The organism is uncultured Victivallis sp., assembly GCF_944391105.1.
Taxonomy (GTDB): Bacteria; Verrucomicrobiota; Lentisphaeria; order Victivallales; family Victivallaceae; genus Victivallis.
The window spans coordinates 1-22777 of the sequence record NZ_CALXSK010000048.1 but is presented as its reverse complement, the minus strand read 5'-3'; the positions used below and the strand labels follow the sequence as shown (position 1 = coordinate 22777).

16 protein-coding genes and 2 pseudogenes are annotated in these 22777 nt (G+C 58.2%); 9 read left to right on the top strand and 9 right to left on the bottom strand.

Features of this window, described 5'->3' with window-relative positions; all coding sequences use genetic code 11:
* The first annotated feature begins 65 nt into the window (after positions 1 to 65).
* The 3 genes and pseudogenes from Q0K10_RS13065 to prfB all read left to right on the top strand — a co-directional run bounded on the left by Q0K10_RS13065 (position 66) and on the right by prfB (position 2971).
* Positions 66 to 1271, top strand: coding sequence for a hypothetical protein (locus Q0K10_RS13065; protein WP_294507794.1), 1206 nt, complete (start codon positions 66 to 68; stop codon positions 1269 to 1271).
* Between the two features lie 18 nt (positions 1272 to 1289).
* Positions 1290 to 1847: pseudogene (gene nifU, locus Q0K10_RS13060) on the top strand (Fe-S cluster assembly protein NifU); the annotation flags it as partial.
* 32 nt (positions 1848 to 1879) lie between these two features.
* Positions 1880 to 2971 carry a peptide chain release factor 2 gene (prfB, locus tag Q0K10_RS13055; RefSeq protein ID WP_294507810.1) on the top strand — a complete coding sequence of 364 codons (1092 nt, stop codon included), beginning with the start codon at positions 1880 to 1882 and terminating at the stop codon, positions 2969 to 2971.
* Positions 2972 to 3234: 263 nt separating this feature from the next.
* Here prfB and Q0K10_RS13050 read toward each other — a convergent pair whose 3' ends face one another.
* From Q0K10_RS13050 to dxs, 3 genes are all read right to left on the bottom strand, one after another.
* Positions 3235 to 5022 carry a 30S ribosomal protein S1 gene (locus tag Q0K10_RS13050; RefSeq protein WP_294507789.1) on the bottom strand — a complete coding sequence of 596 codons (1788 nt, stop codon included), beginning with the start codon at positions 5020 to 5022 and terminating at the stop codon, positions 3235 to 3237.
* Positions 5023 to 5141: 119 nt separating this feature from the next.
* Entirely contained in the window at positions 5142 to 6578 is a 1437-nt protein-coding gene (locus Q0K10_RS13045; RefSeq protein ID WP_294507787.1) for an MATE family efflux transporter, read from the bottom strand.
* Positions 6579 to 6793: 215 nt separating this feature from the next.
* On the bottom strand, positions 6794 to 8653 hold the full coding sequence (gene dxs, locus Q0K10_RS13040) for a 1-deoxy-D-xylulose-5-phosphate synthase (RefSeq protein ID WP_294507785.1): 1860 nt from the start codon (positions 8651 to 8653) through the stop codon (positions 6794 to 6796).
* A 135-nt stretch (positions 8654 to 8788) separates the two neighbouring features.
* Here dxs and Q0K10_RS13035 point away from each other — a divergent pair, with 135 nt between their 5' ends.
* From Q0K10_RS13035 to Q0K10_RS13025, 3 genes are read left to right on the top strand one after another with little or no spacing between them, the layout of a single operon-like run.
* Positions 8789 to 9328, top strand: a complete 540-nt coding sequence (locus tag Q0K10_RS13035) for an ABC-type transport auxiliary lipoprotein family protein (RefSeq protein WP_294507783.1) — start codon at positions 8789 to 8791, stop codon at positions 9326 to 9328.
* A 5-nt stretch (positions 9329 to 9333) separates the two neighbouring features.
* A complete protein-coding gene (locus tag Q0K10_RS13030; RefSeq protein WP_294507781.1) occupies positions 9334 to 10155 on the top strand; it encodes an ABC transporter permease in 822 nt (273 codons plus the stop codon).
* An 18-nt stretch (positions 10156 to 10173) separates the two neighbouring features.
* Positions 10174 to 11199, top strand: a complete 1026-nt coding sequence (locus Q0K10_RS13025; protein WP_294507779.1) for an MlaD family protein — start codon at positions 10174 to 10176, stop codon at positions 11197 to 11199.
* A gap of 78 nt (positions 11200 to 11277) precedes the next feature.
* Here Q0K10_RS13025 and gcvH read toward each other — a convergent pair whose 3' ends face one another.
* The 3 genes and pseudogenes from gcvH to Q0K10_RS13010 form a co-directional block, all read right to left on the bottom strand.
* Entirely contained in the window at positions 11278 to 11652 is a 375-nt protein-coding gene (gene gcvH / locus Q0K10_RS13020) for a glycine cleavage system protein GcvH (protein ID WP_294507777.1), read from the bottom strand.
* 142 nt (positions 11653 to 11794) lie between these two features.
* Positions 11795 to 12517, bottom strand: coding sequence for an anaerobic ribonucleoside-triphosphate reductase activating protein (locus Q0K10_RS13015; RefSeq protein ID WP_294507774.1), 723 nt, complete (start codon positions 12515 to 12517; stop codon positions 11795 to 11797).
* 81 nt (positions 12518 to 12598) lie between these two features.
* Positions 12599 to 14713 (bottom strand): annotated as a pseudogene (locus Q0K10_RS13010) (ribonucleoside triphosphate reductase).
* 400 nt (positions 14714 to 15113) lie between these two features.
* Between Q0K10_RS13010 and Q0K10_RS13005 the strand changes: the two are divergent.
* Positions 15114 to 17012: an ABC-F family ATP-binding cassette domain-containing protein gene (locus tag Q0K10_RS13005; protein WP_294507772.1), complete on the top strand. Its 1899-nt coding sequence runs from the start codon at positions 15114 to 15116 to the stop codon at positions 17010 to 17012.
* Positions 17009 to 17593, top strand: a complete 585-nt coding sequence (locus Q0K10_RS13000) for a flavin reductase family protein (RefSeq protein ID WP_294507770.1) — start codon at positions 17009 to 17011, stop codon at positions 17591 to 17593. Before Q0K10_RS13005 ends, Q0K10_RS13000 begins: the two co-directional genes overlap by 4 nt.
* Before the next feature lie 344 nt (positions 17594 to 17937).
* Here the strand turns inward: Q0K10_RS13000 and Q0K10_RS12995 are convergent, their stop codons facing one another.
* From Q0K10_RS12995 to Q0K10_RS12985, 3 genes are read right to left on the bottom strand one after another with little or no spacing between them, the layout of a single operon-like run.
* Positions 17938 to 19233 (bottom strand): MFS transporter, encoded by a 1296-nt coding sequence (locus Q0K10_RS12995; RefSeq protein WP_294507768.1) that lies wholly within the window; start codon positions 19231 to 19233, stop codon positions 17938 to 17940.
* Entirely contained in the window at positions 19230 to 20027 is a 798-nt protein-coding gene (locus Q0K10_RS12990; protein WP_294507766.1) for a glycoside hydrolase family 16 protein, read from the bottom strand. The genes Q0K10_RS12995 and Q0K10_RS12990 overlap by 4 nt, the downstream gene beginning before the upstream one ends.
* The gene (locus Q0K10_RS12985; protein WP_294507764.1) at positions 19984 to 21057 is read right to left on the bottom strand and encodes a LacI family DNA-binding transcriptional regulator; all 1074 of its coding nucleotides are present in this window, start codon (positions 21055 to 21057) and stop codon (positions 19984 to 19986) included. Before Q0K10_RS12985 ends, Q0K10_RS12990 begins: the two co-directional genes overlap by 44 nt.
* A gap of 440 nt (positions 21058 to 21497) precedes the next feature.
* On the opposite strand from Q0K10_RS12985, the gene Q0K10_RS12980 reads away from it, so the two are divergent.
* Positions 21498 to 22502 carry a LacI family DNA-binding transcriptional regulator gene (locus Q0K10_RS12980; protein ID WP_294507762.1) on the top strand — a complete coding sequence of 335 codons (1005 nt, stop codon included), beginning with the start codon at positions 21498 to 21500 and terminating at the stop codon, positions 22500 to 22502.
* Positions 22503 to 22777 lie beyond the last annotated feature (275 nt).

The following is a 22777-nucleotide window of genomic DNA, read 5'->3' as shown; positions in this document are numbered from 1 at the left end:
ATCATATATTGTTGCAATCGGCAGAGAGGCCGGTGGAAACGTTGAACCTGAGGGAAAGAGAGCGGATGAACAGCAGAATGGGAAAATGGTTCGCAGCGATGCTGCTCCTCATCGCCGCCTGCGGAGTGCATGCGGTCGAGGGGAAACTCGTCGCCACGCTCTCCCGGAATCAGGAGGATCAGTGGAATCACATTCTTCCGAACCGGCCGCCGCACATCTCGACCGTCAACCGCGTAGTGCCGGGCCAGCCGTTTTCGATCTGTCTGTACCTCAGTGATTTTGCGCTCAAAGACGGGGCGGCCGACGTGACGGTCGATCTCGAACAGCTGGATCCGGACGGGACGAAGAAGACGCTCTGGAAAGATCTTGCCGCCTGGCGGGGAAAAAGCGACGGGAAAGGGTTGTTTCTCTCGACCATCAAGCTCAAGGCCGTGATGGAAGAGAAAGATCGCCCCGGGGAATACCGGATGATCGCCCGGCTCCGTGACCGCAATTCCGGCTCGGAGAAGCAGCTGGAGTGTTCCTGGCTGCTGACGGCGTTGCCGAAGCAGTTTCCGGCAGTCGACTTCAAACAGAGCAATGAGGTGCTGACCAACTACTACCGTTCGCCGAAGCCGGAGCTGCTGCCGGGAGTGCTGGAGTGCTGTCTGCGGGAGCGGCCGGGAGTGACAGAAAAGACGTTGTCGCTCTATTACGGTCTCGGGCTGCTGTTCCGGATGAATCCTCAACTGCACGGGGAACTGCTCCGGATTGCGGCCGGACAGCAGACGGAGGAGAACCGCCGGGCCGTCGCAGCAGTGATCCACTTTCTGGGAAAGGAAACGGCGGAGAAACTGCGGCCGGAACTCGATGCGGAAACGCGTCGGGAACTCGACGGACTCGCATCATTGCCGCTGGAAGTTCCAGAAGAGATCCGAAATGCCGGCGAACTCGACCAGTTGTGGTTTGCGTTTTTCGCCACGGGCAATGTGGAGCCGATCCGCCGCCTGGTCGGAGAACTGGGCCGTTCCGGGGAGATGCTCACGCCCGATGAGTTCAAGGCGAAAAAAGAAAAAGGGGGGATAACGCCCGACGATTTGCCGAAACTGATGAATTTTCTGATCTGCGTGGCCGCCAACTGGTCGCTCAGTTCCAACGCGAAACAGCATCCGCTGGTGAGGTATTACCTCGAAGCGATGCTGGCGCGGGGGGAAATCAAACATCCGCGTTCCGCCGCTCTGGTCGAAAAGATGCTGCGGGACGCATCGACACCGGAGAGATCCGGAAAATAGAAGAGAGGGAACTGTATCATGTGGAACTATACCGATAAAGTGATGGATCACTTCCTGCATCCCCGCAATGTCGGGGAGGTCGAAAATCCCGATGGCGTCGGCGAGGTCGGCAATGCGGCCTGCGGCGATGCTCTGAAACTGACGTTCAAACTCGACGATCAGGGACGAATCGCCGATGTGAAGTTCAAGACATTCGGCTGTGCGAGTGCGATCGCCTCAAGCTCCGCCCTGACCGAACTGGTCAAGGGCATGACGCTCGAAGAGGCGGAAAAGGTCACGAACCAGCAGATTGCCGATATGCTCGGCGGACTGCCCGAGGCGAAGATGCACTGCTCCGTCATGGGCATGGAAGCGCTTCAGAAAGCGATCAGCAACTACCGCGGAGAAGCGAGTCCGTTCGACGCCGACAAGGATCATGAGGGGCGGATCGTCTGCAAGTGCTTCGGCGTAACCGACGTGAAGATCCTGAAGGTCGCAAAGGAGAACCAGCTCCACAAGGCCGAGGACGTCACCCACTACTGCAAAGCGGGCGGTGCCTGCGGCGCCTGTCTCGACGACATCCAGCACCTGCTGGACGACATGTGGAAACTGGAGGCCGCCAAGAAATGATGAGCATCGACGAACTGCGTCAGGCCGAGGGAGAACTCAAGGGGCGGATGAGCCATCTGCACGATTTTTTGCGCATCGACGAGCGCAAAGAGGAGATGGCCGAGCTGGAGAAGATCATGTCCGCCCCTGACTTCTGGAACGACAAGGAGTCGGCGCAGAACACCGTCGCCAAGCTCTCCGCCTGCCGGAATCTGCTCGAACCCTACCGGAAACTTGAGTCGGAGGTCGAGGACTACTCGGTCTCCGTCGAGCTTGCCGGGGAGGACGAGGAGTTCCTCAAGGAGGCGGAGATCGCCTACCGGCGGCTGCTCAAGTCGCTCGACCGCATGGAGATTATGAGCTTTCTCTCCGGCAAGTTCGATCGCAACAACCTCTATTTTTCGGTCCATGCCGGAGCGGGCGGCACGGAGTCGTGCGACTGGGCGAACATGCTGCTGCGCATGTACCGCCGCTACTTCGAACGGCGCGGCTGGAAGGATGAGGTCATCGATCTCCAGCCGGGCGAAGAAGCCGGCGTGAAAAGCGCGACGCTGCACGTCACCGGGGATTTCGCCTACGGCTACATGAAGGGGGAAAAGGGGGTGCACCGGCTTGTGCGCATCTCGCCGTTCGACAGCAACGCGCGGCGGCACACGAGCTTCGTCTCGGTCGATGTGTTTCCGGAACTCGACGACGACATCGAGATCGAGATCGATGAAACCCAGCTGCGCATCGACACCTACCGCTCCAGCGGCGCGGGCGGCCAGCACGTGAATACGACCGACTCTGCGATCCGCATCACCCACCTTCCGACCGGAATCGTGGTCTGCTGCCAGAACGAACGTTCTCAGCACAAGAACCGCGCCACCGCGATGAAGATGCTGAAAGCCAAACTCTACGAGTATGAAGAGGAGAAGCGGCGCAACGAAGCTGACGCAATCCGCGGGGAAAAGGTGGAGAACGGCTGGGGCAGCCAGATCCGCAGCTACGTGCTGCAGCCCTATCAGATGGTCAAGGATCTCCGCACCGAAGTCGAAACCAGCGACACGGCAGGCGTGCTCGACGGCGAAATCGATGAATTCATCGAAGCGTATCTGAAAGCGAAAAAGTAAAAACTCTCCAGGAGAATTTACCGCTGCCGAACCGAACGGAGCGGTGAAATCTCCAGTGGTGAGCCGCTTGAAACTGCAGCTCACGCACAACTGCGGCGCACCAGCAATTCACAGGCCGGATTGCCGGGCAGAAAATCACCGGATTGAACAAACGGCCTCTTCCCTTCCCTCTTTCCCCTTTCCCCGGAAAATCGCACCATGAAAAAACCCGTGGACCATTGCTGATCCACGGGTCTTTTTTATTATCGTCAGAACGTTTTGACTCAGTCGAGCTTGAGGCCCGCAAGGGACTCGTTGCTGAAGACTTCGCCCATGTCGACCATCGCCTCGCCCGGCTTCAGGGCGGCGGTGTACTCCTCTTCGGCAGCCTTCAGATCCTCGGGCGAGAAGTTCTCGCCGACCGCCTTGATCGAGAGGCCGATGCGGCGCTCGTCGTTGTCGACCTTGATGACGCGCGCTTCGACCTCGTCGCCGACGTTGAGAACGTCCTTGACTTTGTCAACGTGATCGCGGCTGAGCTGCGAAATGTGAATGAGACCGTCGATCTTGTTCGAGAGCTCGACAAATGCACCGAACTGCGCGATCTTCGTGACCTTGCCCTTGACAATGTCGCCGACCTTGTAGAGCTCGTCGATGTTCGCCCAGGGGTCGTTTTCGGCCTGCTTCAACCCGAGAGAGATGCGCTGCTGCTCCGGATTGATGTCGAGAATCACGGCCTCGACCTCCATGCCCGGCTTCAGAACTTCGTTCGGGTTGTTGATCTTGCGCGTCCAGCTCATGTCGGAGACGTGGATCATGCCGTCGATGTCGTTTTCGATCTCGACGAACGCGCCGTAGCTGGTCATATTGCGGACCTTGCCCTTGATGCGACGGCCGACCGGATACTTCTCGGCCAGCACTTCCCACGGATTGCGCTCCTTCTGACGCAGTCCGAGAGAGATCTTGCGGCTGTCGCGGTCGATGTCGAGAACCACCGCCTCGACCTCGTCGCCGATGCTGAGAACATCGCTCGCCTTGCTGATGCGCTTGGTCCAGCTCATCTCGGAGACGTGAATCAGACCCTCGACGCCGGTCTCGATCTCGACGAACGCGCCGTACGGCATGATGTTCACGACGCGACCCTTGATCTTGCTCCCCTTCGGGTACTTCGCAACGACATCGTCCCACGGATTGCGGGTCTTCTGCTTGAGGCCGAGCGAAACGCGCTCCTTCTCCTTGTCGATGCCGATGATGACCACCTCAAGCTCCTGCCCGACCGAAAGAACTTCGGACGGATGCGAAATGCGTCCCCAGGAGATATCCGTGATGTGCAGCAGCCCGTCCACGCCGCCGAGGTCGATGAACGCGCCGAAATCGGTGATGTTCTTGACCACGCCCTTGCGCAGATCGTCGACCTTCATCTCGCTCAGAAGTTTGCTGCGCGATTCACGCAGCGACTCTTCGAGCAGCTCGCGGCGCGAAACCACGATGTTGCGACGATCCTGATTGATCTTGATGATCTTGACATCGAACTCTTTGCCGATGTAGTCGTCCATATTGTGCACCGGCCCCACGTCGAGCTGCGAACCGGGCAGGAAGGCCGGGAAGCCCTCGACATCGACCATGATGCCGCCCTTGACGCGGTGGCGCATGAATCCCTTGACAACATAGCCTTCGCCGTATTCGGTCGTAATCCGGTTCCATGCCTTGATCGAGTTCGCCTTTTCGAGGCTCAATTCCGGCATGTTGTTACGGTTTTCGATCTCTTCGAGATAGACGTCGATCTTGTCGCCGACGGCGACTTCATCGAATTTGAGAAACTCGCCCGCGGGGACGAAGCCCTCGGCCTTGTAACCGATGTCCACGAGCGCGCCGTCCGGACGCTTCGCGACGACAGTGCCTGCCACGATCTTGCCTTTGGTGAAAGCGTTCGTGCTCTGGGCGGATGCCAGCAGCTCATCCATTGAGCCGGGGATGTTCGAGAAATCCAGGAAGCTGTCCGCGAATTTGTTTTCTTCTGCCATGTTGTTTGTGTTCTTGTTGTTGTTTTGTTTGTTATCTGTTGAAACCATCCCTGCCGCCGGCGCGAATCGCCGGTTCAGGGCCGTATTTTATTAAAATAGCTCTATCTCCCGTAAAATACAAGCAGTTATGCAGATTTTTTCCGGGTTTTTCATCCGTTTGAGGGTGTTCAGCCGGGAATCACCGCGGACGCCTCCGGCACCCCTCCCCGGCAACGGCCGTCCGCGGACGCAAGTTCCTCCTGCCGGTGCAGCTTCCGGAATTCGCGGAACAGAAGGAACGCGATCACCAGCGCGGCCAGGCCGTCCGCCGCCGGCGCGGTCGCCCACACACCGTTCAAGCCGAAGAAGATCGGCAGCACGATGATGCACCCGAGAAAACACAAACCGTTCCGGAACACCGTGAGAAAAATCGTCTTTTTCGGCCGTCCGGTCGACTGGAAGAAGTTCGAGCCGATGCAGAAGATCGGCCACAGCGGGAAGAGCAGAAAGAAGATCCGCAACCCATGCGCCGCCATCGGCACAACATCGGCATCGTTGTTACAGAACCATCCGACGATCTCCGGCGCCCAGATCATCACCGGCACGTAGAACACCAACGTCGCACCGCCGCTCATCAGGAACGCCCCCTTGAGCGTCTGCGCCACGCGCCGGAACAGTCGGGCGCCGTAGTTGTACCCCACGATCGGCTGATACCCCATCATCACCCCGAAGGTCGGAATCATCAGCAGCATGATGATCGTCGAAATGCAGGTCATCGAAGCGACCGCCTTGTCGCCGCCGTTCCGCAGCAGCGTCGTATTGATGAGTGCGTTCAGCACCGAGTTGATGCTCTGCAGAATGAGCGGCGAAATGCCGATGGCGGTCATCGCCGTGAAGTACTTCCAGTCGATCCTCAGATTCCGCCAGCGCAGCGTCAGATACCGGAACGGCCCGACCGAAAAATGCCAGAACATGAGGATCGTTGAGAGCAACTTGGAAATTCCGGTCGCCCATGCCGCCCCGGCGATGCCCCAGTCCCACTGCATGATGAAGAGCCAGTCCAGCGCGATATTCGCGAAACAGCCGACCGCGATGAAGAACATCGAAAAGTTCGGGCTGCCTTCCGCCCGGATGAGGTTCGTCGTTCCCATCGACAGGAAATCCGCCGCCATGAACCAGAGCAGGATCCGGAAATACTCCGCCGCATACGGATAGGTCGCCTCGCTCGCGCCGAAACAGTAGAGCAGCGGCTTCAGAAACGTGAAGCCGAGCAGCGTCGTCAACGCTCCGCCGATCAGGAAGATCATGATGACGTTCCCGAGAATCCGTTCGGCGGCCTCCTTGTTCTTCTCGCCGAGCTTCAGCGAAATGAGCGTCCCGCCTCCGATGCCGAACATCATGCCGACCGCGATGAAGATCATGAAGAGATAGAACGTGATTCCCACCCCCGCGATCGCATCGGTCCCGAGTTTCCAACTGATGAAAACCCGGTCGACCACGTTGTAGACCGTGAACATGAGATTGCTCAGAAGCGACGGAATGCTGAACCGCAACAGCAGCCGGAAAATCGACTGCGTACCGAGTTCATGCGTCATCTTCTCGGACAAAGAACCGTTGCCGGACATTTTCGAATCAATTCCTGGATTTCGCCTGATTTTTCCGTAAGACGCACGAAGAGTCGCACCGCGGCATCAGGCTCCCGGCGGCGGGTGGCGACGTGCGCTCCAAAACCACAGCTTCCCCGGCACGACAGAAGCGTCCCGGGGAAGCAGAGCTTATAATATACCGCCGTTTTCCGGATTATCAAATTTTCCGACAGAAAAAAAGCGTTTCGAATCTTTCAGAGCGAGCCGTCGATCCGTTCCGCAATCGCCTCCGCCGTAAGTCCGAACGCCCTGCGGAGATCGGCCACCTTTCCATGCGGAATCGGACGATCCGCCGGCCAGCCGAAATGAAGCAACCGGCCGTGCGGCACATCCGCAAGCGCCTCATCCAGCGCGGAGGCGAGTCCGCCGGAAAGCACATGATCCTCGATCGTAACCGTCATCCTTCCGGCAGCGAGTTCCCGCGCCTTTTCCGCATCGAACGGCGCGAGAAAACGGGCGTTGATCACGCAACAGTCCCGCTCTGCAAGCAGATCGGAAACCGCGAGCGCGGTGTCGACCTCCGCTCCCATCGCCCAGATCACCGGACCGGAACCGGGACGGACGACTTCCGCTCTCCCGAGTTCGAGCGCAGCAACCGGCGCATCGCCCGGAACCCGGCTGCCACCGCGCGGATAACGGATGACAACCGGACATTTCAGCTCATATGCGAACGCAACCATCTTCCGAAGCTCCGCCTCGCTGCGCGGCGCCATAATCACCAATCCCGGCAGCGCCCGCAGAAACCCGAGATCGTAAATGCCGTGATGAGTCGGCCCGTCCTCGACCGCCCCCGCCCGGTCCAGCGCGAAAATCACCGGCAGTTGCGGCAGCACCACATCGTGATAAACGCAGTCGAGCGCCCGTTGAAAGAAAGTCGCATAAATCGCGCACACAGGACGCTCCCCGGCCGTCGCCAGTCCCGCCGCGAATGCGACCGCGTGCTCCTCGGCGATGCCGACGTCGTGAAACCGCTCCCAGAACGCCTTCGAAAACGGAGCAAGCCCCGTACCATCGGTCATGGCGGCGGTGATCGCGTGCACGTCGCCATTCCGCCGGGCAAGTTCGCACACCGCCTCCCCGAACGCCCCGGAGAAAGTCGGCTTCCCGGAGGTGACGATTGCGCCGGTCTCCCTGCAGAATCCGGGCACACCGTGGTAGCGGGCCGGATTCAGCCGCGCATGTTCGTAACCGTGTCCTTTTTCCGTGACGACATGCAGCAGGACCGGACCGTTCTGCTGTTTCTTCAGATGATCGAGGTGATAAAGCAGATCCGGCAGCGAATGCCCGTTGATCGGCCCGATATAACGGATCCCGAGTTCCTCGAAAAGTCCGCCCGGCAGAATCAGATATTTGATGAGATCTTCGAATCTCCGGATCAGCTTGTGCAGCGTCTTATGCCGCGGCAGTCGGAAAAGCAGCCGTTTGGCGCCGGTCTTGAACCGGTTGTAGAATCCCCCCGAAATGATCCGGTTCAGCGAGCGCGCGACGCCGCCGACGTTTCTCGAAATCGACATCTTGTTGTCATTCAGAATGATGATGAGGTTTTTCCCGCCCTCGCGCGCATTGTTCAGCCCCTCAAGCGAAATGCCGCAGTTCAAAGATCCGTCGCCGACGACCGCGATCGCCTTCTCCGGCCTTCCGGCGCGGACCCGGGCCGCGGAGATCCCCAGCGCAGTCGAAATTGCGGTTCCGGCATGGCCCGCGACGCACGCATCGAACTTTGACTCGCCCGGATGCGGGAATCCCGCACACCCCCCGTATTGCCGCAGCGTCTGGAAAAATTCGCGCCGGCCGGTCACAATCTTGTGGGTGTACGCCTGGTGCCCCACATCGAACACGAGGGAATCCGCAGGAATGTCGAACACGTAATGCAGCGCCAACGTGAGTTCGACCGTCCCGAGATTCGCGCCGAGATGGCCTCCGTTCCGGCTGACGACATCAAGAATCAGTTCACGAATCTCCCGGGCAAGTTCGCCGAGCGCCTCCGGCGGCAGTTTCCGCAGATCTGCGGGAGAATCGATCTTTTCCAGATACATTCGGAATTCCAGCTCCATTGAATATGAACATTTCCATCCTGTGAACCATAAAATACCATTCCATTGCCGTTTTTGCAATCACCTCTTCTTGAAATCAGGCACTTCTGAAGGTATTTTATAATGATACAACAGAAAGATGAAAGGAGCGGCCCCATGAACCGCATGATTCTTTTACCGGTGTTTCTCGCAGTGACTCTTCTTACCGGCTGCGTATTTGAATCCTACCGTCCGGTTGCGGAGTTCGATCTCGTCACCGGAGAGGTCGAACCTCCGGTTTGCGCATTGCGCATTCTGGAGTTCCGCAACAACTCGACTTCCGGGATTCGGCTCCAGTGGCGCGATCCCTCGGGGCGGGTGATCCGCGACCCGTACAACAAATGGGTTCTGCCGCCGGAGCAGCTCGTTGCCCGGGCACTGAATCTGGCTCTGCTGCGGCCGGACGAACAATCCGTGACGCCGCTCCCCGTGGAAGGAACACTCGAAGAATTCGAAGTGGACGGTTCCGCACACCAGTTCCGCCTCACGGGAAGCTGGAAACCGCCGCGCGGCGACCGGGAGTTCCGTTTCTCCTTCTCCGTACCGGTGGAGGAGGATTCCGCCGATGCGGTCGCCCGGGCCGCCGGTGAGGCCGTCCGGCGGCTGGCCGGGCAGCTCTCGCAGTGGAGCCGCGCCGAAAACAGATCGGGTGAATGAGCCGGATGGGAAGAAACAGACACATACGTTCGCTCCGGGCTCTCTGCCTCCAGATTGCGGACGCCTCGATCGAGATATGGGAGGAGCTTTTCGGTTTTCTCGCCTTTCTGCGGGGCCTCGGACGTTCCATCCGGGATTCTCTGCGCCATCCGTTCCGGATCAAATGGCGCAGCACCTTCTACTACATGGACAGCTGCGGGGCGGATGCGATGCCGATCATCGGACTGCTCGGATTGCTGATCGGCGTGATTCTCGCATTTCAGGCGATCGTACAGCTTTCCCGCTACGGGGTCGACAGCTTCGTCGTGAATCTGGTCGGAACCGTCATCGTAACCGAACTCGCACCGCTTGTCACGGCCGTAGTGCTCGCCGGCCGCACCGGGTCGGCCTTCGCTTCCGAACTCGGGCTCATGAAATCCCGCGAGGAGCTCGACGCGATGACCACGCTCGGTCTCGATATCGGGCGCTTTGAACTTATGCCGAAACTCCTGGCACTCGTCATCGTCATGCCGGGTCTTACGATCATCTCGGATGTCTGCGGCATCGTCGGCGGCATGCTGATCGTCTGTTCGATGCTGAACACCTCCGTCGCGGAGTATTTCGGCAAGACGTTCGAAGTGATCCAGCCGGTCGACCTCGCACAGGGGCTGGCCAAAAGTATGATTTTCGCCGCGATCGTCGCCGCAGTCGGCTGCTGGAAAGGGGTCAGCGCGGAGCGCGACGCACAGGGGGTCGGCCGGGCGACGACCAGTTCGGTTGTAACCTCGATCTTTCTTATCGTCGTCTCCGACGCCGCCATGACTGCAATCTTCAGTTTCATCAGTTAATCAGGACATACAGACATCATGAATGAAGCAAATCGACTGAAACTCGGGGGATTTCTGCTGATCTCGATCACGCTCCTCATCATCGGTTTCGTCTCGATCGGAATCACGAAACTCTTTGAACCGCGCTACCGTGCCATGACCGTGCTCAACACCTCGGTCGAAGGGCTCGCCGTCGGCTCTCCGGTCAAATACCTCGGACTCCCGGTCGGCAAGATCACCGCCATGACCATGCGCCAGAAGGACGGTTACATCGCGGTCTATTTCGACATCTTCCCCTCCACGGTCGAACAGGACGAAGACCTCCCCCCCGGCACGGTCGGTACAAATTTCGCAACCGTCATGCAGCAGAAGAACCTCAGCTGTTTCATCAACGCCGCAGGAATCATGGGCGGAGCATATCTCGAACTCTCGATCAGCGATTCGCTGCCTCCGGCGGTCCCGCACCTCGATGTTCCCGCCGAGGACGGCATCATCTACATTCCGTCGCGCCCTTCCCACATCGGCAACGCGATCCAGAACATCAGCCGGATGCTTGATGAACTCGGGAAAGTCAACTTCATCCAGCTGGCCGACAAACTCAATGAAACACTCGACAATACGAGCGAACTCCTCGAAAAAGGACAACTTCAGAACACATTCGACAGCATCAACCGGATCTGCGCCAACCTCGAAACCACGAGCCGCCGGCTCCAGACCGCGCTCTCCGAGGAAAACGTCCGGAAAATCGACCGGGCTATCACCAACCTCGACGAGAGCATCATCTCCCTCCGGGAATTCGGCAACGCCCCCGAACTCCATCAGCTTCTGACAAATCTCAACGCCTTTCTCACAGACGCTTCTGACGCCATCAAAAAGGCCGAAGCCGGCAGCGCCGCTCTCGGCGAGGAGGCCGCCGATCTGAAGCTCCGAATGGAAATGACCCTCACCCGGATCGACAACACCCTCAAACAGCTTCAGGAGTTCACCCAGAGCCTTTCGAACGATCCCAACCAGTTCGTCCGCGGGCGCCAGGAAAAACCCGTCCTGCCGACGGAACGCCCCTGACACTCTCCTGTAGGTTCAGACAGAAAACGGGCCGGAAATGCTTCCCGCATTTCCGGCCCGACGCGTTTCCGGCCAAAACTACTTGCGCAGTTTACGCAGGTACTTCTGATACGCATCCTCGTTCATCATGTCGTCCAGCTCGGAGCTGTCGAAATTCACGAGCCGGCAGAGCCACCCCTTCTCCTCCGGGGAGTCGTTGATGAGGCTCGGCTCATCCGCCAGCGCTTCGTTGACCTGCGAAACCGTCCCGCTGATCGGCGAGTAGATGTCCGAGGAAGCCTTCACAGACTCTACCTCTCCGAGGCGGTCGCCGATGATAAAATCATCGTCCTCTTCCGGGAGTTCCACATAGGTGATTTCCCCCAGTTCGTCCGCCGCATATTCGGAGATGCCGACCGTCGCCTCTTCGCCGGTTATCTCCACCCATTCGTGATCTTCGGTGTAATACTTCATCGGGCTGATTTCCTCTTGTCAGTTTTCCGCTCTTATCCAGCAACTTCATATCGGTCGCATACGGCAGTAATGAATCATCAAATCGGCAAAATTCAAGTCGGGACAAAAGGAAAATATCGTATTTTTCCAAAAAAAAAGCGATTTACGGCGTATCGATGATTCTTCCGGTCAATCCGCGCACCCGGACACCGGCTCCGAATCGGCGCGCAATATGCACGAGTTCCGCATCGGGAAAGGTCTCCTTCGCCGACAATTCATCGTCGATCACCTCCACCGGATGGTATTGCTGAAGCGTCCACTGCTCCACTCCCGCGGCCTTGAGTTCCTCATACATCACGCCGAGCGCAGCCTCGTCGAGCAACGCCTTGTGAACCGTCGTGCGGATATCGAGCTCCGCCCCCGAAGCCTGCGCGAGCGCAATGCTGCGGTAAACCTTCTCCGCAACCTCCGGATCGCGGCTGCCGGTCAATTGGCAGTAACGCTCCTTCGGCGCCTTGCAGTCGATGCCGAACGCGTCCGCCCCGGCGCGGTCGAGCAACGCCTCGACCCGCTCCGGCAGCGTCCCGTTCGTATCGATCTTCGCACAGTACCCCATTTCACGCACACGTCCGACGATCTCAGGCGCGTCCGGCTGCAGCAGCGGCTCCCCGCCCGAGAAGACAACCCCTTCAAGCAATCCCTTCCGCCGCTCGAGAAAATGAAAAAACTCCTGTTCGGTCACCCGCGGCTGGCTGGCCGGATCGAACACAAGACAGGGATTGTGACAAAACGGACAGCGCAGATTGCACCCGCCGGAAAAAACAATGCAGCCGATCTTCCCCGGATAATCGACCAGCGTAAATTTGACTAATCCACGGAAATCCATACTCTCTCTCCTGAAACCGGAGGCATCCCCCCCGATAAAAAAACACGGGGGCCGGACCAGCCCCCGTGCCGCGCCACGACGTTACTTCGAAACGACTTCGAAGGTCTTGCGGTCCTTGAACTCTTCCTTCTTGCCCTTGTTCCAGTTGCTCACCGGACGGAAGTACCCGCAGACGCGGCTGTAAACTTCGGTCTTTTCTCCACACTTGGCCATGATCTTTCCTCCTGTTTGAGAGTTGGGGTTTGAAATTGATTAAACTTCCAGCGGACACTCCGAGTGCTCGCCCGGCACATACCCGTGAACCGGACAGATGCTGAACGACGGAGTCAGCGTGAAATACGGGATCCGGTAATTCGTCGCAATCCGCTTCACGAGCGACGCCACCAGTTCCGGATCGTCGATCTTCTCGCCGATGAACGCGTGGAACACCGTCCCGCCCGTGTAAAGCTGCTGCAGCGGTGCCTGCAGATCGAGCGCCTCAAAGAGGTCCGACGTGTAGCCCACCGGAAGCTGCGTCGAATTCGTGTAATAGGGATTGTCGGTCCCCGCGCAGATGATCTCCGGATAATATTTGCGGTCGAGCCGCGCAAGCCGGAAACTCGTCCCCTCCGCCGGAGTCGCTTCGAGGTTGTAGATGTGCCCCGTCTCCTCCTGGAAGTCCTTGATTTTCTCAGCCATGTGCACGAGCACCTCGCGGGCGAACTCCGCCCCCTCGGGGTCGCAGATCGAACAGCCGAGGAAGTTCAGACAGCACTCGTTCATCCCGACCAGCCCGATCGTGCTGAAGTGGTGCTCGAGATTCGGCAGATAAGTCTTCGTATAGGGCAGCAGATCTCCCTCGAGGTGCTTCTGCACGACCTTGCGCTTGATTTCCAGCGACTCCATCGCCAGGCGCATCAGGTAGTCGAGACGCCGGTAAAATCCCTCCTTGTCTTTCGCGAGGTAGCCGATCCGCGGCATGTTGATCGTCACCACGCCGATCGAACCGGTCTGTTCGCCTGCGCCGAAGAGGCCGCCGGTCTTGTTCCGCAGCTCACGCATATCCATCTGCAACCGGCAGCACATGCTGCGCACGTCACCGGGCTTCAGGTCGCTGTTGATGAAGTTCTGGAAGTACGGGAGCCCGTATTTTCCCGTCACCTCGAAGAGCAGCCGCGCATTGTCGCTGGTCCAGTTGAAATCCTTCGTCACGTTGTAGGTCGGAATCGGGAACGTGAAGATCCGTCCGTCGCGGTCGCCCTGTGACATGACTTCGAGGAACGCGCGGTTGATGAGATCCATCTCCTCCTGAAATTCGCCGTAGGTTTCCTCCTGCGGCTGCCCGCCGATGATGACCGGCGTATCGCGCAGATCCTCCGGAACGACCCAGTCGAACGTCAGATTCGTGAACGGCGTCTGCCCCCAGCGGCTCGCGATGTTCAGCCCGAACACGAACTGCTGAATGTTCTGCTTGAGCTGCTGGTAAGTCAGTTTGTCGCGCCGCACAAATGGCGCAAGCAGCGTATCGAACGAGCTGAACGCCTGCGCGCCCGCCCACTCGGTCTGCAACGTCGAGAGGAAATTCACGATCTGCCCGGTCGCCGTATCGAAATGCCTGGCCGGAGCCGCCGACGCGCGGCCGCCGCGCCCCTGGAATCCGCGCTCCAGCAGATCGCGCAGACTCCACCCCGCGCAATATCCGACGATGCCGCAGGAGAGGTCGTGCAGATGGAAGTCGCCCTTCGTATGCGCTTCGGCGATCTCGGGAGGATACATGTTCGCAAGCGCATAGTTCGCAATGACCGAGCCGGAAACATGGTTGAGCAGACTCGCATAGGAGTAGCCGGAGTTCGAGTTCTCGTTGACGCGCCAGTCCTCCTGCCCGAGGTAGCTCGAAACGAGCTCCTGCACGTCCATCATGAGTTTCTTGGCCTCGCGGATCTTCGCGTGATTCGCGCGGTAGAGGATGTAGAGTTTCGCGGCCTGCGAGAGTCCGCGTTTCACGAACGCGTGCTCGACCAGGTCCTGAATCACCTCGACATCGGGGATCATCAATTCCTCGTCATACCCCTTGTCGATGAGTTCACGCACAACATCGTCGGCAATGTGGCGCGCGACCTTGTCGCTGGCCATCCCCGCGGCCTTCAGAGCCTTCCCGGCGGCAATCGCGATCCGCTGCGGATCGAAATCCACAATGCGGCCGTCGCGCTTCTTCATTTTCCGGATGGACTCGCTGCTGTTCATGAGACGCCTACCCCCTTTTTCCCTTGTTGAAGTTTCCGTTCCCTACTCAAACAATACAATCCGGCAGCCATTGAAACAGCCGACCGCGAAAACCACTTCTTTCCCTTGCAGCAATTTTCCTGCCATACATATAGAATACCACACTATATTGTTATTTCAAGCGAATTTCTCACAATATATTGTATTTTCTTTCTTTCATATCACTATCAACGAGTTACGGAAAATCCTGAACGATTTAGAACATCACGCGCTGTTTCCGCGTCATTTTTTCAACGATTTTCCTGCGATTTCCGGCCTTCCGGACTTGCAAAGACGGCGGGGGGCGTATATAGTTTCCGATTACGCAAAACAGAGGAGCTTTCGGAATCGAAATATGGCGGAAACGGTATTGTGGGCGGCGGAGGATCTCCATTTGACCATCGGACGGCAGACGATCTACGACGGCGCCGAATTTCATATCAACGCGGGCGAACGCGTCGCGCTCGTCGGGCGCAACGGCAGCGGCAAATCCACGCTGCTGCGGCTCATCACCGGGAAGGAGCTCCCCGGCTCCGGCAGCATCACGCGCGCCCGGAATCTGCGCGTCGCGGAGCTGCCGCAGGATTTCGAGCTCGACAACGAGCGCACGATCCGTGAAAACGTCGCCGATGGGCTCGAATATCTTCTCGGACTTCAGAAGAGCTACGAGACGCTTCCGGTCAACTCTCCCGAGCATGCGCGCGTCGAACACGAACTCATGCTGCACGACGGCTGGAATCTCGATACGAAACTCGGCACCGTACTCGAAAAACTGAACCTTGCCGCCGATGCGGACCGGGTCTGCTCCCACCTCTCCGGCGGAGAGATGCGGCGCGTCGCTCTCGCGCGCGCGATCATATCAGAACCCGATCTGCTGCTGCTCGACGAACCGACCAACCATCTCGACGTCAACACGGTCGAATGGATCGAAGGCTTTCTCGCGGATTACAAAGGGAGCTGTCTCTTCGTGACCCACGACCGCTACTTCCTCGACCGGATCGCAAGCCGGATCGTCGAATTGAGTCACGGGAAATTTTACGACTATCCCGGCAGCTACGCGGAGTTCATCGCCATGAAGGCCGAACGCGAGACGAACGAGGACATCCTCGAACAGAAACGCCGCAGCTTTCTGCGTTCCGAGATCGAGTGGGTGCGCCGTTCTCCGAAGGCGCGGCTGCGGCGCAACCTCGGGCGCATGAGAAAATTTGAGGAGATCGCCGCCATTTCCGCCCCCATCCGGGACGGCGAGATGGAGCTGCTGATTCCGACCCCTTCCCGGCTCGGCAATAAAACCGTCGATCTGATCGGAATCAACCACGCATTCGGCGGGCGAACGATCATCCGCGACTTTTCGTTCGAGTTCGCACCCGGCGCGCACATCGGCATGGTCGGGCCGAACGGCATCGGCAAAAGCACACTGCTGCGCATCATCACCGGAGGGCTCACGCCCGATCGCGGCGAAGTCAAAATCGCCCCGACGGTCGAATTCAACTACATCGACCAGTCCCGTCTCGCACTTGATCCGGAGAAAACCGTCGCTGAAGAGGTCAGCGAAGGGGTCGACACGGTCTGGCTCGGCAGCGAAAAAATCTCCATCTGGGGATATTTGAAGCGCTTTCTCTTTGAGGACGAGCGGATCAATACGCAGATCCGTCACCTCTCCGGCGGAGAAAAAGCGCGGCTCATGCTCGCGAAAATCCTGAAACAGGGCGGCAACTTCCTGATCCTCGACGAACCGACCAACGACCTTGATCTTTCAAGTTTGCGCCTGCTTGAGGAGGCGCTCGTCTCCTACGGCGGCTGCGTGCTCGTGGTCAGCCACGACCGCTATTTCCTGAACCGGGTCTGCTCGGGGATCCTCGGATTCGAGCCGGGTGGAGAGATTGTCTACACGCCGGGGGACTATGATTATTATCTGGAGAAGCGGCGTGAACGCGAAGCGAAAAAGGCAATGGAATCCGCCCCGCCGAAACCGGCCCGCACCCCGGAAACGCCGAAACCGAAGGCTCCTCAGAAAAAACTCTCCTACAAAGAAGCGCGCGAACTCGAAGGGATGGAATCGGCGATTCTCGCTGCGGAGGAGAAGGTCTCTGAACTCGAAGCCATGTTCGGGGATCCCGATTTCTTCGCAAAATACGGTCCTCGCAGTGCGGAACTTCAAACGGAACTCGAAGCCGCGCGCGCCGAAGCCGCCCGGCTTTATGCGCGCTGGGAGGAGCTTGAAGCCAAACGGGTCGAACTGGAGGGGAAATGAAGAAACTCATCTGGCCGGGCAGCACGCAGCTCGCTCCGGTTCCGGCGGTGCTCGTCGGCTGCGGAACGGAACCGGATTCCTATAATCTCATCACGGTCGCATGGGCGGGGACGGTCTGCAGCAAACCGCCGATGGTGTCGATCTCGATCCGCCCGGAGCGGTACAGTTACGCTCTCATCCGGGAATCGGGCGAATTCACAGTGAACCTCACGACAGCGGAACAGATCCGGGCGGTCGATTACTGCGGCGTAGTCTCGGGCCGTGACCACGACAAGTTCAAAGAGACGCATCTCACGCCGCTGCGGGGCTCAAAGGTCGCGGCCCCGCTGGTCGTGGAGAGTCCGCTCGGGCTCGAATGCCGGGTCGTCCAGACGCTTGAACTTGGGAGCCACACACTGTTTCTTGCCGAAATCGTCGCCGTGCAGGTGTCGGAGGAGTTCGTGAACGCCTCCGGCCGGCTCGAGCTGGAAAAAGCCGGACTTGCCGCCTACATTCACGGACACTACCATCGCGTCGGCGGTGCGATCGGTCACTTCGGCTACTCCGTCCGGAAAAAACCCGGCCCGGTCGTGCGCCGATGACGGCCCGTCCCGTCACAATACAAGTTCGGCGGGATTCAGCGGGCAACCTCAAATCTGCGCCTTGTCGATGGCATCGTCGACAATGTAATTGACGATATAAACCTCTCTCCCGCCGGAAGTCGAAACCGCAGAAACTGTTCTCGAGCAGAAAAGCGACCGGCGTATCGCCATGGGTGCATTCGCTGAAGACACAGACCAGTTTCCCTGTGCGGGAAAGAACGACATCCGGCAACTCCTCGTACAGAGCCGGCTCCCTGCTGACGGGGAACCTCTTTATCACGCTATAAAACCTCCAGGTTCTCCTGACAGAAACCATGATCATCAGAATTTCGCAATCATTCAGATCAAAAATCCTCCGGGCTTGACCATCCGTAAAATTTTTCCGGGTTGACAGCCGGGACCAGCAGCAGAAACGGCGCAGCCAGCAGAGCCGCCACGGCATACACCAGAAAAAACGTCTGGTAACGGCAGACCGTCATAGTTCCGAACTTCCATTCGGCGGCGAACAATCCCGCCCCCAGCAGCAACGAGGAGAGAAACCGCGAAACTCCCGAGCCGCCGTAAAAAAACACCCCGTTGAACGCCATCGCCATGACCTTGTTCCCCGGCTTCGCGAGCTTCATCATCTCCGCCGAGGCGACGATCGAGAAAGAGGCCGTTGCAAACGACCCCGCCATCAGCAGCGTCGCAACGAACACCCGGGATGCCGTCCCGTCGTCCCGCACGACAAACAGCCCCGCATTCACCAGAAAAAAAAGCAGGTGCAACAGCAGAAACGTGTTCCGCAGTCCGAACAGCCGGAGCAGCGGCCCGGTTCCGAGATAGCCGAACAGCATCCCCGCAAGCGAACACGCTGAAATCAACACCACAACGTTGTCCGGCGTCTGAAGTCCGTTCTTCAAATAGAGGATCGTCAGCGGAACCGCGCCGCATCCGGCCAGATTCACCCCAAAGCAATAGAGAGAAAATCCGACCAGCGGCCCGTTCCCCAGCGCCGTCCGGATTCCGGCGACGACGCCCGGCGAATCGGGGCGGGTCATCTCAAACCGGGGAATCCGCCCGATCGCGATTCCTCGTCCCGTAAAGATCACGGCGGCGACGAACAGCACCGTCTGCAGCTCGCCGACGGAGGGACTCCGGCCGATCAGCAATCCGACAAGAAGCAGGAAAAGCGTCGCGCCGAGCTGATGGCAGAACCGCATCCGACTCAGAAAACCCGTTCTCCGCTCCGGCGTCAGAAACGAATCCAGCAACGGAAACCAGCCGGCGATGAATCCGGTCAGACTGAGTGCGAAACAAAATACCGCCCCGGTCAGAACCGCAACCTTCGCCGATCCGGCAAACGGCGCGCATGCCGCGACGAAATACGCCAGCGATGCACAAACGCACGCCGTATAGATGAGCTTACGCATCCCGATCCGCATCGCAAGCAGCGCCATCGGCAGAATGCACAATCCATTCAGCAGAGGCAGAACGGCGGTGGTGAGAAGCGACAGCATCTCCCCCGCGCCGAGCATCCCGGCGAACAGGAGGATGACGGCGCTGTCAGTCAAAACCGTCTCCCCCAGAAAACCGCAGCAGGAGGAGAGCGTCGCCAATCGTTCCGCCCGCAGACGCGTCGACTGATCCGCGACACTCATTTTCGCCGATAGACTCTCACATAATCAATTTCAAAGTCCTTCGGATACCGCAACTCCGGATCGACGTTCCCGATCCAGCCGGAATATTGAAAGAGCGCAATGAGCAGGAACATCTTCTCCGACGGAGTCGGTCCCTCCCAGATTTCCATGGGTTCGTTGTCGAAGTACCAGACGATGCGCCCCTCCTCCCACTCCATCGCCCAGACGTGAAAATCGGCGGAAACATCGGCGGAAAGCCGATGCAGGTAATGTCCCTTGTCCGTAAAGTGGACATTCAAATCGACCTTGCTCTCCGTATCGGAGATATAGCGGCCCTGCTGTTCGAAGATGTCGATCTCAAGCGCGCCGTCGCGAAGATCCTTGCGTCTGCCGTCGATGGTGTACTCCTGGCGGGCCGGGTCGACCTGATGCAGCCAGAAAGCGCTCATGAGCCCCTCCCCCCGCGGCATGCGGCAGCGGATCTCGAACCAGCCGTACTTCTGGGAGAATTTCTCCATCACGCAATAATGATCGGGGGTCTCGCCGATGCGGTGGTCGGAAGTGGTGATGCAGCTGACGCACCGGTAACTCTTTTCCGGGCGGAACGGCAGAGTTTCGGAGATACGCAGCTTGAGCACGCTGTCTTCGATCACATAGTGGGCGTTGTGGTCGATCCAGCGCTGTTCGAGTCCGCGGCGATTCAGATATTCCACACGACCCGACCGGTAAGCGGGGTACCAGTAGATGTCGTTCAGCTGCGGCCGGTCGAATTCATCGTGAAACGTCAATTCCCAGCCCGGTTTCTCCCAGTTCATCCTTTTCTCCTTTCGTTATTTCCGATTGCTCCGGAAGAAGCGTTCCGGAGAGGTTCTTCACGCTGCCGACCACTCGGAGAGACGCCTGGATGCAGGTATGAATCGGGGTTCCAGACTCCATCATCGGTCGGTTGATGATGTAGTATTCGGCCCAGTCGAGCAATTCCTCCGTATGGAATTCAATACGGTCGAATTCGTGGGCGTTCTCCACCGGCGGCCAGAAGTCGCCGGGACGGTCGTAACTCATGATGCTGAAAGATGAGAATCTCTCCGGTGCCGAGGCAATGGCCTCGTCGTAAAACTGCTGGGCAAAACCGCCGGCGGGGAAAAAAAGCGCCGTCGGGCACGGAGCGGCCGATTCGAGATAGCGCAGAATCGTGCCGGTCAAACCGAACTCCCGCCGCTCTTTGATTGAATCGATGCGGCAACCCGGATCAAGCAGTTTCATGCGGGCAAAAAAGCTCTGATAACGCTCAATCCGGGTGGGATGCCCGAGTGCGAGAACCACGGCGATGTGGCGATGCCCCATGCGGTGAAGATGTTCGGCGGCGAGCTCGCCGCCAAGCGTATTGTCCGACGAGATCGTGATGTCGGCTCCGCACCGGGTGTAAAGACTGATCGAGCAGAGGCGGGGATTGATCCGGCGGACAAGGTCGACAGTATCCGGCCCGGGAACCGAGCAGAACACAACCACATCACTCTCGGCGACGGCATTCTGGAATCGGCTGGAATTCTTCCGATGGTCGGTTTCGACACAGCGGCAGCCGCGCGCGGCGAGACGCTCCAGGAGCCTCATCCCGTAATGACGCTGAAACGCATTGTCGGAAAAATCGAAGACGATCCGCAGATTTCCGGAATGTTTCAGCGAATAGAACCCGTGCCGGTTCAGAACCTCGATCACACGGTTGCGCGTCCCGGGTTTGACGGAAGGAACGTTATTGATCACGCGATAAAGCGTCATGGCGCTGATGTTCAACTCGCGCGCCAGTGCCCGGAAATTGATCTTGTTGATGCCGCGTCTTGGTTCCATGATTTTCCCTTGTGTCGTCTGCGGAAAAGTATACCGGTCCTTTTCCGAAAAAGCAATGCCGCCGCGGGAAAATCATGTTACATTTTATGTGAAAAGTGTCACTCGGCCCACGGAGAGAAAATGGAAGTCAAACCATGCTGCGCAAAACGCGGCCGTGGCCGCAGCTCCGGAAATATTCGAAAAACCGAAGCCTCCGGGCACGACCCGAATTATCTCCCGCCGGCACTCTCATTCTCCTGTCCGAAAGCGAGAAGGCGCCTTCTCGCGTCCACAGCTTGCGCCATTATAGGAATCTGTTTTCTAGATTTTTCAGCAAAAAAACCGATTTTCCGGATATCATCAAAAAAAACGATATTTTTTTGACTTTCCCACTTGACATTTTGAGGGTAATTTGCCATAATTAATTTAAGAAAACGGATTCCTAAAAAAAAGAGACGAACATGACGTTAAAAGAGATCGCGGAAGAACTGAATGTGTCCCCCTCGACAGTGAGCCGGGTACTGAACGGTTGCAACAAGAACTTCACCGTCAAGCCGGAAGTGCGCGCCCGTATCCTCGAACATGTTCAGAAAAACGGCTACACCCCGAACCGGATCTTCCGTTCGTTGCGCAGCAAGGAGAGCAATCTGATCTCCTTTCTCTTCTACGACCGGGATCTCCTGCGATACCCGACTCCGGTCGCCGAAGCGGTCGACGTCATATCGCGCGAAATGCCGAAACACAATTACACGTTCAATTTCACTCCGTGCGAATCGGTCCGCAACATCTATTATCCACTCCCGGAGTGGAGGGTCGCCGCGCTCGTCATCCCCGATGTGATCTACCCACGTCAGCTCAGGGAGATTGAAGAGGCCGGAATTCCATACGTGGTGCTCAACGGCATCTGCGGCAAATCGGGCAGCGCGGTCATGAGTGACGAAAATGCCAACATGCGCATGGTCATGGAACTTCTCCACTCGCTCGGCCACCGGAAAATCGGATATCTCGACGGATTTCAACCCGGAAACCATCATCACAGTTTCAATGACCGTAAGCGCAGTTACGCCGATTTCTGCGACGAATATGAGCTGGAACAGTTCCAGAGCGAACCGTGGAAATACGAACCGCTCGAAACCCAGTTCAGCGAACTGCTCAAACAGCACATCACCGCCGTCATCTGTTACAATGACGACATCGCCCAGCAAGTGCTCTATTTCTCATGGCGGCGTGGAATCCAGATTCCGAATCAGCTCAGTGTCATTACCTTCAACGCAACGCCGGCACAGGAGTTCACCATTCCGCCGCTCGATTCGCTCGCTGTTCCGGGCGCCGAGATGGGACACGAAACCGTGCGGATCCTGACGGAAAAACTCAAGCATCCCGACGACTATCGCGGCTGTTCAATCCGGATCCCCGGCAAACTCATCCGCCGCGAATCAGTCACTTACGCCCGGAACGCAGGATGATCCATCTATCTATCTCATGTCTGGAAATCGCAATGAAGTCAAGTCAAGTCGAAACCGTTTTTCAACCATGTTCAACCATGCCACATATTCACGCAAGGAGGAAAGCAATGTCCCGCAAAAATTTAACATTGATTGAACTTCTGGTGGTAAAAATTTGTCAAATATCCCATGTTTGCCGGATTCCCGCTCCGCAGTCAGGAGAGGGGTTCGGGGGAGAGAAAGCGGCTATGGCAGCCGCGTCTCTCCCCGTACCGAACAACCATCAAACTCCCCAT